Here is a 17,133-nt window from a genome sequence, read left to right as displayed (position 1 = left end):
GGTTGTGGTTCTCGGGGCAATAATATGGACAATAACGTTACGAAACGTGGAATCGTTTAGCGTTTCCATACTAACAAAATCCCAACCACAACAGAGGTTATAACCGACAGCCAGCAGAGGACAATCACCCAACGTACGGGAATTTCCCACATGGGAGCATGAAGCAGTTGTGTCTCTTCATCGACCTCCATAACCCCGTAGGCATTGCGGGAGCAGAAGTCGTCCCAGTCGGTATAATCAACGAAACTAGCGAGGGTATCCAGCGACGGTTTGGGCGGCACCGCCGATGACTCCCAAAATGCCTGTAACTCCCGAGCATCGACCTGTCGTTGGGTATGACGGGAAACGAGTTCGCTCAGATACACGTAATCGTGTACCCGCCAGTGGGACGATTGCTCCCATCGGAGTATGTGCTCTATCTGCTGCTTAAGGTCGTTGGCATGATGCGTACTCATACCCTAATACTACTAATTTCCCCCAGAAAAGCCTAACCCATTAACCCCGACGGGGTTGACTGTCGATAACCGGGGGCACAGCCCTCGGATGGTGTGCACACCTCTCATGCCCCTTCAGACAGAAGACACCCACCACGCTAACTAACCCCGAAGGGGTTGACTATGGATAACCGGGGGCGCAGCCCTCGGCAGACAGCACCGCCATACGACACACCGCAATACCTACTCTAGTCCACCGCCTGCCCCCGGAGCACACCTGCCATCTGCCCCGGACGCAGTCCGGGGTCATCCATAGTCAACCCCGTCGGGGTTGGAGCAGCGATTACCTACTGGCTTTGCCCCGGACGCAGTCCGGGGTTATCTACAGTCAACCCCGTCGGGGTTGTTACGGCACCGCTATTAGTTGCACGGGTGTCATCTCCTGCTTCGGGGCGTCGCAGGTGGAGCAAGTGTAGTTAGTGGGTAGCTGGCTGAATGGCGTACCCGCCGGGATGTTGCGCCGGGCATCGCCATGCCGGGCATCACCATACTGCTCATCATAGACAGTGAAGCAATGTGGACACTGGTGTACGGTAGCCTCGACACCTGGCGAAGGCTCCGGCTTTTCGGTTTCAACCCATGCCGTTTCGGCCCGATCCTGCGACCGGCTAGCGTTGAATTTTCGGCACAACCGATTGAGTTGATTCGGAACATGCATGCGAAACAGCCCTTTCTCAAAAACATGGTACGTCCGGCTATTAGGGTTGAAGTTTTCCGTATAATACAAATCATATACGCTGAACAACGACAGTTGCCCAAGTTGGAGCAGTGGCCGCTTCCGGATCAGCACGGAGCCAAACACTTCCGATTTAGCGCGGGTCTGCACCCCGAAACAAAGCCCAAACGTGCGCGTGTCGTTCTTCTCAAAATTCCGAATGACGTAATGCTTCAGCTCGGTGCCTTCGTCGGTATGATCTTCCGTTTGCCAGGCCAGTTCATTGGCGGCATGGCGCACGTTTATGTTATGCTTGCCCAACACCTGCGACCAGGCCGCCCGGTCTTTCGCTTCGATCCCTTTAATAATGAGCGATTTCCAGGGTGTAGCGCAGATTTCGCCGACGCGGGTCTTCAAACACAAGGCGCACACATCGAGTAAAAAAGCAATGGTAAACTGCTCATCCCGGCGGTAGAGCCCCAGCCACGACCGCTCGCCGTAGCGGTTAAAACCTTCGTAATACGGCAACGAAAACTCGGGCAGTTCTACTTCGTGGGTGGCCGGTTGCGTAATAAAGTGCTGATTGGCCGTAACGGCTTTATACAACGCGTCTTCCCCCTGAAAATCCTGCGCCAGCAAAGTCTCTTCAACAGCTTTGGCTACCCGGCCAATGTCGTTGGTGTAGATTAACTCGGGCCAGCGGAACAGGTTGTTGCTCTGTTTCGGGCGGACGTACAAGTACCAGAAATGCGGTTCGGGGGAGGCAATAAAATTGAGATTTCCCGTAAAGAACGGCGTAAAACTCTGGTTGGAATCCGACAGGTTGATTTTCAGCCGGGGCTGGTAATCGAACTGGTCCAGCACCGTATGGTACTCGCTTTCCCGCAGCCACGCCCCCGTCCGAAACACATCTTCGCCACAATACGAGCTGATGATATTCGGGTACTGCTCCGTGTTCAGCTCGTACGAAATCTGATGTTGTTTCAAGTCTTTTTCCAGAAACCGCATGTCTTCGTAATGCACCGTCATGAGCAACTGCTGACGGGCACCAAAACGGACCTTCCGAACCTTCGCTTCGTAGGCCAGCCGCAACACCGTTTGCAGCGCTCCCGGCGAAACAATCCCGGCGGGCATGTTGACTTTTAAGGTATAGTAATCGCGCATTTTTTGAATGAAAACTGAATAATGTTTAATGAATAATGAAAGCTCAGCCTTGCGTTTTCTACGTTATACATTTTCCATTATTCATTAACCAGAATGGCTTCCTTCATCTTCTCCAGAATACTCCGTACCTCCGGTCTGCACGAGCCGCAGCCCGTTCCGGCGCCTGTCTTCTGGCACAGTTGCTGAAAATCGGTGCAACCGGCCTGGATGGCTCGCTCCAGATTCCCCTGCCCGACGGTGTTGCAGGAACATACCAGCTTGCCTTCCACCGGGTCAACCTGTTTGCTGGCCCGCAGGAGCTGGAGTCGCTTTTCGGAGAGTTCGGTGCCGTTGGCGATCAGTTCGCGAAACTCGGCAAACTCGTTCTTGTCGCCAACGAGAATCGCCCCGACCAGCTTGTCGCCCTGAACGATGCACTTCTTATAGTACCGCTTCGATTTGTCGATGAAGACGATCTCTTCGAACTCCGGCCCGGCGTTGGGCGGCACTTCCGTCAGGCCCATACTGCACAAGTGAAGCCCTTCCATTTTCAGAATGCTGATGGACAGACTGCCTTTGTAGGGCTGCGACACATCGCCCGCGATGAAGCGGGCGGCTGCTTCGGCCTGTTGCTCGGCGGCCAGGGTGATGCCCCACATCTGACCGTTCCACTGCGCCACTTCACCGGCCGCAAAAATGTCGGGGTCGGAGGTTTGCAGGTAATCGTTTACAACCACGCCCCGGTTGCAGGTCAGTCCGGCTTCGCGAGCGAGTTCGATATTAGGTACGGTGCCAATAGCCATAACGACCACCTGACAGGTAAGTTTCTTTCCCGATTTCAATTGAATGCCTTCCACTTTATCGGTGCCGATGAACGTCTGCACTTCTTCGTTGAAGTAGACATCGATGCCCCGGTCGAGAAGTTCGAGGTAAAGCAATTCGCTGGCCAGCGGGTCGAGCTGGCGTTCCATGAACCGACCCACTCGCTGAATGACCGTCACCCGAACGTTGATCTGCCGTAACGATGCCGCCAGTTCCAGACCGAGTAAGCCACCACCCACAATGACCGTGTGAGGCTCCGAGCCATCGGCTGGACGGTTGAGGAACGGCATCAGCGAATCGGCGTCGAGCCGCGACCGCATGTTGAAAATCCCCGGCAAACGGGGAATCCCTTTCGGCATAAACGCATTGCTGCCCGTGCCGAGCAGGAGTTTATCATACGTATGTTCAACGCCATTGGTATCGACCACCACTTTCGCTTTCCGGTCGATATGGGCAATGCCAACGCCTTTGTGGACAATAATGCGGGCTTCGGCAAACTGGTCTTCCCGAAGCTTGACCAACTGCTCCCACGACTGCGCCCCACTGATGTAGTCGGGCAGCAGCACGCGATTGTAGAACGGGTAAATCTCTTTCGAGAAAATATGCAGTTCATCGTTGACGGGTGTTTCCGGGCTTTCGACCCGCCCCGATTTCAGGGCACGGTAGGCGTTGATAAACCCTAGCCCAGCCGAACCGGCACCGATAATGACAATTTTCTCGACCGGCTTGCTGAACGGCACCACCTCCACCGCTGTGAACTTGAAGTCCGGCTCTTTGGAGCGCGGGTCGACAAGTGCGTTGGTCAGGTTGTTGGCGCGGTTCAGGTTGCTCTCGCCCGGCTTACCGGCCAGCACCTTTCCCCAGTGCATCGGCAAAAAGCACAGTCCCGGCCGCACATCATCGGTCAGTTGGGCCTTCACCCGTACCTCGCCCCGGCGTCCACGAACTTCAACCAGTTGGCCGTCTTCAATGCCGCGCGCGTTGGCATCGTCGGGGTGAATCTGCAAAAAGGGTTGCGGACTATGCTGATTCAACTTGGCAACACGGCCCGTTTTTGTCATGGTGTGCCACTGGTCGCGGATACGACCCGTGGTTAAGATAAGCGGAAAGTCAGCATCAGTGAGTTCGGAGGTATTTTCGTCGGGCACGGCGTGTATCTGCGCCCGGCCGTTCGGCGTATAAAATTTGTGGTCAGTGAATAAGCGTTTGGTACCGGTGGAGTTTGACCCCACCCCCGGCCCCTCCCGGAATGCCGGACCACCTTGAACAAAGGGGAGGGGTGACTCGCCCCTTTTACTCCTCTCTTCCCTTTCCTCCTTCCTCCTTTCTCCCTTCCTATACGGCCACTGGACGGTGCGTTTTTCTTTGAGCAGGTCATAGTTGACACCCGTAATGTCGACGTTGGTGCCAGCGGTGAGTTGGGCGTATTCGTCGTAAACGGCGGAGGTGTTTGGGTAAGCGAAGGCGTCGACGAAACCCATTTTTTGGGCAAAACGCCAGATGATCTCGGAATCGGGCAGGGCTTCGCCGGGGGCGTCGATGACTTTGGGCAAGTAGGCGATCCGGCGTTCGGCGTTGGTCATGGTGCCCTCTTTTTCGAGCCAAGCGGCTGCGGGCAGCACCACATCGGCAAACTGCACCGTATCGGCCCGGTTCGACACGTCCTGAACGACCACGAAACGAGCATTTTTTAACGCTTTCTCGGCAGCATTCACATCGGGCATACTCACCAGCGGATTGGTGTTGATGATCCAGATGGCTTTCAAGCGGTCGTCTGCCAAGGCTTCGAACATTTCCGTAGCGGTCAGGCCGGGTTTCGACGCAATCTTGACTGGGCTGTTCCAGAACGCTTCGACTTCGGCGCGGTGGGTGGCGTTGGTTACGTCGCGGTGGGCGGGCAGCACATTGGCAAGGCCACCCGTTTCGCGGCCACCCATGGCGTTAGGCTGGCCCGTGAGTGAGAAAGGCCCATTGCCGGGTGTGCCAATCCGCCCCGTAATCAGGTGCAGGTTGATCAGCGCCAGATTCTTGTTGACACCAATGACCGACTGGTTCAAACCCATCGTCCAGAGCGACAGAAATCCTTTCGAGCGACCAATCCAGTCAGCCGCTTTCTGAATATCCGTAGCCGGAACCCCGCAGATGTCAGAGGCTTCGTCGATGGTGCGCTGCATGACCTGCTCGCTATAGGCGGCAAAGCCGTCGGCGTGGTTGGTGATGAAATCTACGTCAATGTCGCCATTCTCGATCAGCAACCGGCCGATGGCGTTGTTCAGCACAATGTCGGTGCCGGGCCGGATGGGCAGGTGCAGATCCGACGAGCGGGCGGTATCCGTTTTACGCGGGTCAACGCAGATGATTTTGACATTCGGATTGGCCGCTTTGTGCGCTTCAACCCGACGCCAGAGGACGGGATGGCACCAGGCGGGGTTAGCGCCCTGCACCAGAAACACATCGGCTTCTTCGATATCGTCGTAACAAACCGGCACCGAATCTTCGCCCAGCGACAGTTTGTAGCCCACCACCGCCGAACTCATGCACAGGCGCGAGTTGGTATCGATGTTATTCGAGCCAATAAACCCTTTGATGAGTTTATTGACCAGGTAATATTCTTCGGTAAGGCACTGCCCCGACACATAAAACGCGACGGAATCAGGACCATATTTCTTGATAAACGTTTTGAACACAGCGGCTGTCCGCTCCAGCGCGGCATCCCAGCTCACCCGTTGCATGGGCATATTCCGATTGAGCCGCATTTGCGGATACAGCAGCCGGTCCGACTGGTCCATGACGGTATAATGCAGATTCATGCCCTTCGAGCACAGCATGCCCTTGTTCGATGGGTGCTGCTTATCGCCCTCGACGGTCAATCGTCCGGTCGGTTCCTGTTTGACGACAATTCCACAGCCAACACCACAATAGCAACAGGTCGTTTGATGAGTCATGATTTATCTTCGATAAATGGTGGGAACGCGGATGAAACGGATTGAACGGATAAAAACGGATAAAAAATAGGTGTTAATCCGTCCTGATCCGTTCAATCCGTTTCATCCGCGTTCCTATCAAGCTGTTTGCAATTCCGCTTCGACGGGTTCGACAACGGTCTCTTTGCTGAAATTTACCAGGAATAATAGTAAGCCAATGGCCCCTACGATGCATCCGATGTACAGAAACGCCTGTCCGTAACTGATGGATTGGGATTTGAACAGAAACGCCATCAGCATACCGCCGAGGTTGCCGCCCGCTCCCACCACACCGGAAATAACGCCCACCGCTTTCGGGTTTACGAAAGGAACAATGGCATAGGTACTCCCGTTGGACATTTTCAAGAACAAGGCGAACGTAATCATCGAAATGATAGCCAGCGGCAAGCTACCCGCCTGGGCGAAAAGCATTATACCGGCCCCTTCCAATACCAGCAACCCAGCCAGTAAAATGCCCTTACCCCGCATACCGTATTTGTTCCCGACTTTATCCGCGACGATACCGCCGAGGGCACGGGCAAAAATGTTCATCCCGCCAAAGAGCATGGCCCAGAAACCGGCTTCGGTTTCGGCCAGCTTGAAATTATCGAAGAAATAAAGCGCGGCCACGCCATCGAAGGTGATTTCCATACCGAAGCAGCAGGCATAAGCCAGTGCCAGCGCCCACACACGGACATCGGCGCAGGCCGTCCAAAAACTTACCTTCTCGCCTGTGGCAATTGACCTTTCTATATCACTATAGTTACCTGCCGGTGTGTCTTTTGTAAAACGGTAGTAAATGAATGCCATAATGAGCATCATGACGCCCGGTACAATCATGGCCAGCCGCCACGCTTCGGGCTTGGTGTAGCCGAAACCGACGATGGTTGCCATAATGACGGGCATCGCCAACTGGGTAATACCCCCGCCAAGGTTTCCCCAGCCACCGGCTACGGCATTGGCCGTGCCCTTGATTTTGGGCGCAAACATCATCGACGTATGAAACTGCGTGATCACGAACGATGCACCAATAACGCCAATCGCCAGCCGGAATAACAAAAAGGTGGTATAATCATGCGCCAACCCAACGAACATAACCGGCCAGGCACCTAATACGAGCAGAGCCGTATAGGTTTTACGTGGCCCCCAGGTATCGCACAGGCGACCGATCACCAGACGGGCCAGAATAGTTGCCGATACGGCCGCAATGATGGTATTGCCAACTTCCGGTTTGGTCAGCCCAAGATCAGCCCGGATGGCGGGCATCAGCGGAGCCAGCCCAAACCAGCCGAAGAAACAGACAAAGAAAGTGAGCCACGTAATGTGGAAAGTCTGCATCTGCACCCCTTTGAAACGGAATACATTGAGCGATTCGAGCGGTTTGTTCGTTTGCATGAGTTTATAGATAAGGAGTATGTATTCAAAAAGAGTTTAACCACAGAGACGCAAAGCGCACAGAGAAAAGTAGTATCGGGGTATTGGTCCCACCGTTGTAGTGTCTGTTGTGGTGTCGGGTTCTCAAACCCGACACGCTCGCGTCAGCAATTTGTGTCCGGTCTGACCGGGCTGGCGCTCCAGGATCCGACACCACAGCACACCTGCACTACTATTTCGTGGCTGGCTTTGCCGCCAGAAAGTCGGGGCGGATGTTGATCATCAGGTACGACCAGGTGCCGATGTGATTCTTCTCGTTCATGGTGCCCTGCTTCGAATATTCGAGGCTGTTGGTGCCATTCATGACTGAATAGCCGAATTCCAGGTTGGTGAACTTGTTGAGCGCGTAGTTTGCCACGAAGTCATATTCCATACCCAGTTTAGATGATAACAGGGCACCGGTAGGGGCGTCGGCCATCTTGTTGTACGTCGATGCCGCCAGGGCGAAGTAGTGAATATCGAAGGTGGTGGTCAGGCGGGTGCTGGCGTATTTGAACTTCAGGAAAGCGTCCTGTAAACCACCCGCTGGCGAGCCGGTGCCTACGTAGAAGTAGTCCATATAGCCCCAGTGCCGGTGTGGCGTGCCATACAGCGGATCGAAGCGGCTCGTTTGCCCCGCCTGAATTGTAGTGGCGTTGTTGCCCGACAGCACTTCATAACCAGGTCCAACACTCAGCAGACCTTTCTGAAACATGACATTACCGCCGTAGTGGTAAGCGCCTTTAATGCTCAGGCCATCGCGGTCTTTACCACTCTGTCCGTAAGCAAACGCTTGCCATTGTACTTTACTGGATTTTGGGGAGCCGGCACCCAACTGACCGACCAGCATAGCGCCGTAGGTTAAGCGTGAATTTGTCCCGGCCACGTCATAACGTCTCCCATATACGTAACCTGCCGTAGCGTTGCCAAGCGAGTCGGCGCGGTACTTCTGGAAATCGTCTTTAAAGAACAGGGCCGAGAATTTTGTCTGGTTGAACTTCCGCGTCAGGTACGCCATCTGAAACGACTTGAACTGCTGATTCTGGCCGTTGGTACTCAGTGGCGTGGCGAGTACCGGTGCGCCACCTCTTCCGGCAGTTGGAATAAACCCGGCTGGAATGGTCAGCGACACGTTTTTGTTCGACAGGGTCGAAGTTGCTACGTTGCCCGGTGTGTAATTGTCGCCCACGGTACCGAAGGCATCCGTGTTCTGGTTAAAGCCAACGCCGAGGTCGAGCGCCCACCCTTTGTGTTGTCCTTTCAACAGAGCAGCATCAAAACGGCGTCCCTGCTGGAGCCAGTCGAGGTTGCCTAATAGACGAACATCGTCGTATACAAGCTCCTGACGGCCAATTTTAAGCGACAGGTTCTGAATGGGTCTGAATTTAATAGTGGTGTCGGCGCTGTTGGCCAGGGTTACTTCGGCCCAGGCTTCGTGTACCATCAGGCGGTTACCGTCAATGTTATTGATGGTGGCCGCATCCTGCCCCCACACGCGAACATCCTGAATGGATGTCTGAAACTGTACGCGATCCCATTTGTAGCCGAACGTCAGGCGGGTGCGCTGCGAAGTAAAAAAAGCAGCCGATGCATTTTTGGGAGCGAGGTTCCCCAGACCATTCCGAAGCTCGGTGCGGGTGCGCAGTTGCCCCACGAGCGAGAACTGTGCGAATGATTCGGGTTGTAATGCCAGCAGAATAAAACAGGCCAGAAACATTACCTTATGTATATTTTTCATCGAAATAGAGAGCCAGTTTACGTAGAAGATGAATGGTAGAGACAACAGTGAGTGGACTTGACCCAGATTGGGCAAGGATGTGTAGAACAGACTGTAGTGGTAGACCTAAAGGCGTAGTTATTTGTAATTGGTTGACTGGCTGATCAGTACTCTGCAATAGAGATATAGTAGACCTATTAACTAATTAACCAATCACTATTAACCAATGACCAGGGATATGGCCTGTAGCGGAAGACGCTGATTTGCTTTACCTGTTTTTTTTCATTTTCTTTGAAGCGTTTGTGTTTTTCGCATAGACAAATCCCGTTTTAGCCGATCCAAAGGTGCCCCCACACCGGATCGGCTTTTTTTGTAGTCTGTTTTTGGCCTTATAGGTTACGGTGACTGCGGAATCAGATAGCTCACCAAAAACAGAATACACTGTGCATCGTTACCAGGCCATGGAGAAGTTTCGCATGGATTCCGCCAGATACGACGGATGCAGCGCAACGACTTCGCCGATGACCAGCACAGCGGGCGCCCCCACGCCCTGCTCTGCTGCCAGTTGCGGCATATTCCAGACCTGACCAATTACGCACTGTTCATCAGCGCGTGTGCCGTTCTGCACGATTGCCATAGGCAGGTGACCGCGTCCGGCTTCACTAAACAGCGTGCATATCTCCGTTAACTTACTCATACCCATCAGCACCACAATGGTTGCTTTCGACTGGGCGGCAAGTTGCAGATCGTCGGATAGTTCGCCCCGGCGCGTGGTGCCCGTAATGACCCAAAAACTTTCACTTACGCCCCGGCTCGTTACCGGAATACCCTGCGAAGCCGGAACCGCTATACAACTCGACACACCCGGTACTACCTCGCACTCAATCCCATATTGCCGGGCATACGCACACTCTTCAAATCCACGTCCGAACACGTACGGGTCGCCCCCCTTAAGCCGAACCACATGCCCGTGTTCCTGAGCAAACCGGACGATCAACTCATTGATTTCTTCCTGGGTGAAAGATGTCTGACCGGCCCGTTTCCCCACATAAATTTTCAGAGCCTGCTCGGGTGCAAACTCCAGTAAAGTGTGGTTGGCAAGATCGTCGTATAAAACAACGTCTGCTTGCCGAAGCGCCCTGATCCCTTTTAAGGTGATCAATTCGCCGTCGCCGGGACCCGCCCCCACGAGTGTAAGCTTTGGCTTCATCTGACTTTACCGTTTATGGGTTAAATAGTGATAATGTACTATTAGTGGTACTTTTCCCCTATTGTTAATTATGGTTCAAAAGTAGAGATGATATTCGTAAAAACAAGACTTTTTCGAAAAAATATGTTTAATAATAACCATATAACAGAATAATACATTAGGATTTACGAAAAACACCTCTTACTTTTGACTAGTCCTTCTGGGGAGGAGAAGGGCTATTTTCTTGAATAAGTACAATAATAAAACGGGGTTTTCACAATGTTATAGTTAACAATAACTATGAACACAAACAAAAACAGGCGTGTCGTCGTCATTGGCAACGGCATGGTGGGCTACAAATTCTGCGAGAAATTAGTAGCCAAAGAAAAAAATGACCAGCGATTTACACTGACGGTTTTTGGGGAAGAGCCGCGTGTAGCTTACGATCGGGTTCATTTAAGCGCCTATTTCGATGGCAAAACCGCCAACGATCTGACGCTTGCCCCCCAGAGCTGGTACGCCGATAACGGTATCACGCTCTACCTCACCGATCCGGTCATCGATATCGACCGGGAGCGAAAAGAAGTCCGATCACACCATGGCGTTGTAGTGCCTTATGACTACCTTATACTAGCTACCGGCTCCGGTGCGTTTGTGCCACCCGTGGCAGGTGTCGAAAAAGATGGGGTCTTTGTTTACCGGACCATCGAAGACCTCGACCTCATTCAGTCCTATGCCCGTAAAGCCCGGAAAGGGGCCGTTTTGGGTGGTGGTTTATTAGGTCTCGAAGCGGCCAAAGCTCTGCTCGACCTGGGGCTGGATGAAGCCCACGTAGTGGAGTTTGCCCCCCGCCTGATGCCCCGGCAGATCGACGACGCGGGTTCGGGTGTTTTACAGCGTCAACTCGAATCGCTCGGTCTAAAAATACATCTGTCGAAAAGCACGCAGGAGATCACCGGCGACGATGCCATTACCGGCATGTTGTTTGCCGATGGGTCGCGTATAGATGTCGATATGCTGGTTATTTCGGCTGGTATTCGTCCGCGCGATGAACTGGCCAAAGCCTCGGGGATCGAAACGCACCCGCGTGGTGGCATCCTGGTCGATAACTTTCTGCAAACCTCCGATCCCTCAATTTTTGCCATTGGCGAATGTGCCGTGGCGCATCACATGATTTACGGGCTGGTGGCCCCCGGCTACGAAATGGCCGAGGTGGTAGCGTCGCGCCTGATCGGCGAGGAAAAGGAATTCAAGCCCTACGATATGTCCACAAAGCTTAAGCTGATTGGTACGGACGTAGGCTCGTTCGGCGACCCGTTTGCGTCGGACTGTAAAACCATCGTCTACGAGAACAAGGCGAAAGGGGTTTACAAACGGATCAATATATCGGCCGATGGCAAGGAGTTGCTGGGCGGTATTCTGGTAGGCGATGCCGAACAGTACAACATGCTCCTGCAAACCTGTAAGAATAAGACCATTCTCCCGCCCGATCCTGAAGACCTGATTCTGGGCTCACGAGGGGGTGAAGAAGCAGGCGCAGGCGTCATGAGCCTGCCCGATGATGCGCTGATTTGCTCCTGCGAAGCGGTAACGAAAGCCATGCTCTGCCACGAGATTGGCGAGAACGGCCACACGACCGTCGATGCGCTCAAGAAGGCAACCAAAGCCTGTACCGGCTGCGGAGGCTGTACGCCCATGGTGAAAGATATTATCCAGGGTGTGCTGAAGCAAAAAGGCGTTTACGTTCGCAACATCCTTTGCGAACACTTCGACTTCACCCGCCAGGAATTGCTGGATCTGGTGAAAATCAACAGCCTGAAAACCTTCGACGCTGTAGTGGATAAAGTTGGCAAAGGCGACGGCTGCGAGGTGTGTAAACCGGCAGTGGCCTCCATTCTGGCGAGTCTCTGGAATGAGAATATTCTGGAAAAAGGCCGGGCGACCATACAGGACTCCAACGACCGGTTTCTGGCGAATATCCAGAAAGGCGGCACGTATTCGGTTGTGCCCCGAATTCCGGGTGGCGAAATCACGCCCGATAAGCTGATCGTGATTGGGCAGGTCGCTAAGAAATACGGTCTGTATACCAAAATTACGGGTGGTCAACGGATTGATCTGTTCGGTGCTCACGTTGGCGACTTACCCGTAATCTGGGAAGAGCTGATAGCCGCCGGTTTTGAAAGTGGTCATGCCTACGGCAAATCTCTGCGAACAGTGAAAAGCTGCGTGGGCAGCACCTGGTGCCGGTTTGGCGTGCAGGATTCCGTTTCGTTTGCCATTGAAGTTGAGGAACGCTACAAAGGCATTCGGTCGCCACATAAGCTAAAGTCGGGCGTGTCGGGTTGCATTCGCGAATGCGCCGAAGCGCAGAGCAAAGACTTCGGCATCATCGCCACCGAGAAAGGCTGGAATCTGTACATCGGCGGCAACGGCGGCTCCAAGCCCCAGCACGCCCAGCTACTGGCATCGGACGTAGACAAGGAAACCTGCATCCGATACATCGACCGGTTTCTGATGTTCTACATCAAAACCGCCGATCCCCTCACCCGCACCGCTACCTGGCTCAACAAGATGGACGGCGGCATGAATTACCTCCGAGCGGTGGTCGTGGACGATGTACTTCAACTTGCCGATGAGCTGGAACGGGAAATGCAGCTACTGGTCGACACCTTCAAGTGCGAGTGGAAAGAAGCCGTCGAAAATCCGGCCCTCCGCGCTCGTTTTGCCCACTTCGTCAACGCCCCCGAGCAGAAAGACCCAACCATTCAGTTCGACGCCCTGCGCGATCAGAAGCGGGCGAAGGAGTGGGTTTAACTGACGAGGCTGGCGCGGGTTTGAACCCGTGCCTTTATTTCGTCAGCATTCGCTGACGTTAATTGCCTAGCTCTGCATGCGTCAGCGAATGCTGACGAAATAAATGGCACGAGCCTATGCTCGCGCCAGCTCCAAATCAATCGACATGGAAACACTCACAATTCATAAAGACGAAATTACCTGGCAACTGGCTTGCCCAACGAGCCATATTCCCGAAAATGGTGGCGCGTGTGTGCTACTGGGAGGCCGTCAGATCGCTATATTCAACTTTACCCGGCGGGGAGAATGGTACGCAACGGAGAATGAATGCCCCCACCGACAGCAAATGGCTTTGTCAAGGGGCATGATCGGTAGCCAGGGCGACGAGCCGAAAGTTGCCTGCCCGTTTCACAAAAAGACGTTCTCGCTTCAATCCGGCGAATGTCTCAATGACGATGGTTATAAGATTGCCACATTCCCTATCAAAGTAGTAGACGATATGGTGTATATTGGCGTATAATCCTCCCTCCAACGTTTCATGACTCAACTCGACGAACAGGTAGCCCGCCGATTGACCCGGTTTTACATAATAGCCCTCACGGTTATTGCCGTATTGTCGGTAAGCGGGCTACTGTTTATCAAGCGTACGATTAGCAATCATGACGACGACAGCCGGGTGGTGAATGTAACCGGTCGGCAACGAATGCTGAGCCAGCGACTGACCAAGCTGGCGTTGTTACGAACCGAAGGCCTTGCTACTGCCGATTCGGTTTCGTTTGACTCCCTGCTAAACTCATGGAGCCAAAGCCATAATCAACTGCGAAACGGCAGATTGACTATGGAAAAGGTGTATACGGTTCGGAAGAGCAGGCAGCTCGATAGTATGTTCACCCACATTGAGCCCGTTTTTCAATCTATTTACAAAGGGTTCTCGCAGATAAACAATCTACAGACAACACCGGCAGAAAAGAAAAACGCCCTTCAGACTATTCTCCGGGATGAGTTTTCTTACCTGCAACAGATGAACGCCATTGTCTTTCAGGTAGATACGGAAAGTTTCGAACGGGTCCGCTCCCTCGAGCGCATCGAATGGCTGCTAACCTTAGCCACCTTATTAACGCTTCTGATTGAAGGCTTATTTATTTTCAGACCCGTTGTCAATCATACCAAAAATGTGATTCGGCGGCTGGCTCGGTCTGAGAAAGCGTTACAGATGGCCAACAGCCACATGGAAATCGCCAACCACGAGCTGGAAGCTACCAACCAGAACCTGGCACATACAAATCAAAAACTGGTCGAAACCCAGAAAGAACTCCTCCGGACTACCGAAGAAAAATACCAGCTTCAACTGGCCGAAGAAAACGTCCGGTCGGCGGCACTGCTGGAAGGGCAGGAAGAAGAACGACGGCGCTTTGCTCGCGAACTTCACGACGGCATCGGACAGATGCTCACCGGGCTGAAACTCCACGCCGAAAAGCTAAAATCCACTTCATTTGCCGACGAAAAGCAACGACAGCGGTTCGCCGAACTGTGCGATTTAATTGCCGACACCATTCAAACCACCCGGCAGGTATCTTATAACCTGATGCCCTCGACCCTCAGCGACTTTGGTCTGGGGTCGACCCTTCAGCTGCTGGCCGAACAAACGACCCGATCAACGGGCATTTCGGTTATCTTCAGCGGCCAAACCGATACAAAACGATTAAGTCCGGCTATGGAGATCGGTATGTATCGTATTGCCCAGGAAGCGTTGCACAATGCTGTGAAATATGCGGAAGCACAAACTATTAAAATTATCTTGCAACGGAATACGCAAAAGCTTGTGCTGGCAATTGAAGACGACGGCAAAGGCTTTGCAATGCAACCCTCGCCAAAAGACGACAACGCCTTACCGGTGATCAATGGCCTTCAGAATATGCGTACCCGAACCCGTTTACTCAATGGGGAATTCAGTATTACATCAAAGCTCAAGAAAGGAACGAAAGTGCGCGTAAGTGTTAACTTATCTGATAACCCGAACTAGTTATGCCGATACGAATTCTTATTGCCGATGACCATTCTGTAGTGAGAAAAGGAATCCGAATGCTGCTGGAGGACGAAAACGATATTCAGATTGTAGGCGAAGCCTCGGACGGCGACGAAGCCATCGATCTGCTGGCCAGCATCAGCACCGATGTTCTGCTGTTAGACATAACTATGCCCCGCATGTCGGGCATTGAAGCACTGAAAGTAATTTCAAAAAGGTACCCGGCCGTTCGGACGTTGATGTTCAGTATGCACAACAACCCGGATTACATTGTCAAAGCAGTACAGCATGGAGCGGCTGGCTATCTATTGAAAGACACCGGTCTGGAAGAAATTCTGCGGGCCGTCCGGACGGTTGTCGATGGCGATTTATATTATCCTCCCAATGCCTCTTCGGTCATTATCCGAAGCCTTGTTCTACCAAATGCCCGTCTCATTAAGGAACCCGCCAGGTCCAGCGCGAGCGTATCCAACTCTGTCTGGAATCGAATTACGTCCCGCGAAGGACAGGTGTTAACCTGCCTGATCGATGGCATGAGCAGCCCCGAAATTGCGGAAAAGTTTGGCATCAGTCCCAACACAGTAGCTAACCAGCGTGCCAGCATTATCCGCAAAGCGGGCGTCAAAAACACAGCCGATCTGATTCGGCTGGCACTGGAAGAAAAAAGGTAGAACCAGGATTTTTATGATTATTTTGATTTGTATGATTGCCCAAAAAATCATGTAAATCAAAATAATCATAAAAATCCTGGTTCCAGATCACACCTTAATAATCACATCCTTTTTATACATCCACCACAAGATCCCAAACCAGATCAGCACGAACGTCAACGCACCGGCCAGCGAGGCATTTTTAGGATCGGCGAACGGTGGCGCAATGAAACTTCGGTAGAGGTATTCCTTCGACCCGAGTTCAGTACCGTCGGGCTGGTTGACATGAATCAGGTTCATGACTCGGGGAATTAATCCCGAAAGGAAGAACACGGTAATGGCATTGACGCCAAAGGCCACAAACGGCAATACCCCCCGCCGGTAGTTCTGTACATCAATCAACCAGTAGCACAAGGCAAGCCCGAGCATAGCCAGCCCACCGGCAAGCAGCACGTAGGAACTGGTCCAAAGCGCTTTATTAATCGGGAAGACTCCATCCCAGATTAACCCGCCCAGCGTGGCCAAACAGCCGCTGGCGAACAGCCAGGCAACTTTATCAGCTGCGGGTCGGCTACTACGCAGCCACGTTCCGACCAACATACCGATAACTCCCGTACCCACAGCAGGCAATGTGCTTAAGAGCCCCTCTGGGTCCCAGGTTTTGGCGGGTTTGTAAACGTGCGCTGGCGTCAGGATAGAGTAATCGAACCAGGCGGCCAAATTGGTGGCGGGTTCGAGGTTAGCATAGCCCACACCCGGTACTGGCACCACCGTCAGGAGCAACCAATAGCCAATCAGTACGCTGACGAGAATGTACAGCTGCTGCCGGGACGTTGTTTTCAGGAAAATGAGCGAGCAAACGAGGTAAACGATGGCAATCCGCTGCAAAACGCCCGGAATCCGCACGAGGGTAATGTCGAATTTCGGGAAGAAATTCAGAAACAGGCCCAGCAAAAACAGCGTCATACTTCGCTTCACAATCTTCCCGACAACACCCTTTTTATCCTTGCCTCCCTCCAGCGCAAACGTAATCGAGACGCCAACGATGAACAGGAAGAACGGGAAAATCAGATCGGTAGGTGTCCAGCCATGCCAGGGCGCGTGTTCGAGGGGCGCGTAGATATGCCCCCAGTCGCCGGGATTATTGACCAGGATCATAGCGGCCACCGTCAGCCCCCGAAAAAAGTCGAGGGAGAGCAGGCGGGATGTACCCACGAGCTTTAGCCCGTGTTTATTCTCTACTATATATTCTTTCGCTTCCATACAAA

Annotated in this window: 11 protein-coding genes; 4 read left to right on the top strand and 7 right to left on the bottom strand. The window is 53.1% G+C overall.

What is annotated here, in order from left to right; translation table 11 throughout:
* Window positions 1–56: 56 nt before the first annotated feature.
* From CRO74_RS25610 to cobA, 6 genes are all read right to left on the bottom strand, one after another.
* Entirely contained in the window at window positions 57–455 is a 399-nt protein-coding gene (locus CRO74_RS25610) for a hypothetical protein (RefSeq protein WP_097130205.1), read from the bottom strand.
* Between the two features lie 385 nt (window positions 456–840).
* Entirely contained in the window at window positions 841–2,313 is a 1,473-nt protein-coding gene (locus tag CRO74_RS25605; RefSeq protein WP_097130203.1) for a rubredoxin domain-containing protein, read from the bottom strand.
* Between the two features lie 77 nt (window positions 2,314–2,390).
* Window positions 2,391–6,059, bottom strand: a complete 3,669-nt coding sequence (locus CRO74_RS25600; RefSeq protein ID WP_097130202.1) for a nitrate reductase — start codon at window positions 6,057–6,059, stop codon at window positions 2,391–2,393.
* A 117-nt stretch (window positions 6,060–6,176) separates the two neighbouring features.
* On the bottom strand, window positions 6,177–7,472 hold the full coding sequence (locus CRO74_RS25595; RefSeq protein WP_097130200.1) for an MFS transporter: 1,296 nt from the start codon (window positions 7,470–7,472) through the stop codon (window positions 6,177–6,179).
* A gap of 211 nt (window positions 7,473–7,683) precedes the next feature.
* Window positions 7,684–9,207 carry an alginate export family protein gene (locus tag CRO74_RS25590; protein WP_394341922.1) on the bottom strand — a complete coding sequence of 508 codons (1,524 nt, stop codon included), beginning with the start codon at window positions 9,205–9,207 and terminating at the stop codon, window positions 7,684–7,686.
* 451 nt (window positions 9,208–9,658) lie between these two features.
* On the bottom strand, window positions 9,659–10,417 hold the full coding sequence (gene cobA, locus CRO74_RS25585; RefSeq protein ID WP_097130199.1) for a uroporphyrinogen-III C-methyltransferase: 759 nt from the start codon (window positions 10,415–10,417) through the stop codon (window positions 9,659–9,661).
* 279 nt (window positions 10,418–10,696) lie between these two features.
* Between cobA and nirB the strand changes: the two genes are divergently transcribed.
* From nirB to CRO74_RS25565, 4 genes are all read left to right on the top strand, one after another.
* A complete protein-coding gene (gene nirB / locus CRO74_RS25580) occupies window positions 10,697–13,210 on the top strand; it encodes a nitrite reductase large subunit NirB (protein ID WP_097130197.1) in 2,514 nt (837 codons plus the stop codon).
* Window positions 13,211–13,355: 145 nt separating this feature from the next.
* Window positions 13,356–13,709: a nitrite reductase small subunit NirD gene (gene nirD / locus CRO74_RS25575; protein WP_097130552.1), complete on the top strand. Its 354-nt coding sequence runs from the start codon at window positions 13,356–13,358 to the stop codon at window positions 13,707–13,709.
* 18 nt (window positions 13,710–13,727) lie between these two features.
* A complete protein-coding gene (locus tag CRO74_RS25570) occupies window positions 13,728–15,212 on the top strand; it encodes an ATP-binding protein (RefSeq protein WP_097130196.1) in 1,485 nt (494 codons plus the stop codon).
* Window positions 15,213–15,214: 2 nt separating this feature from the next.
* Entirely contained in the window at window positions 15,215–15,886 is a 672-nt protein-coding gene (locus tag CRO74_RS25565; RefSeq protein WP_097130194.1) for a response regulator transcription factor, read from the top strand.
* 87 nt (window positions 15,887–15,973) lie between these two features.
* Here the strand turns inward: CRO74_RS25565 and CRO74_RS25560 are convergent, their stop codons facing one another.
* Window positions 15,974–17,128 carry an acyltransferase family protein gene (locus CRO74_RS25560; RefSeq protein ID WP_097130192.1) on the bottom strand — a complete coding sequence of 385 codons (1,155 nt, stop codon included), beginning with the start codon at window positions 17,126–17,128 and terminating at the stop codon, window positions 15,974–15,976.
* Window positions 17,129–17,133: the final 5 nt, after the last annotated feature.

The sequence above is a fragment of the Spirosoma fluviale genome, assembly GCF_900230225.1.
GTDB lineage: Bacteria > Bacteroidota > Bacteroidia > Cytophagales > Spirosomataceae > Spirosoma > Spirosoma fluviale.
This window is presented reverse-complemented; position numbering and strand designations above follow the sequence as displayed.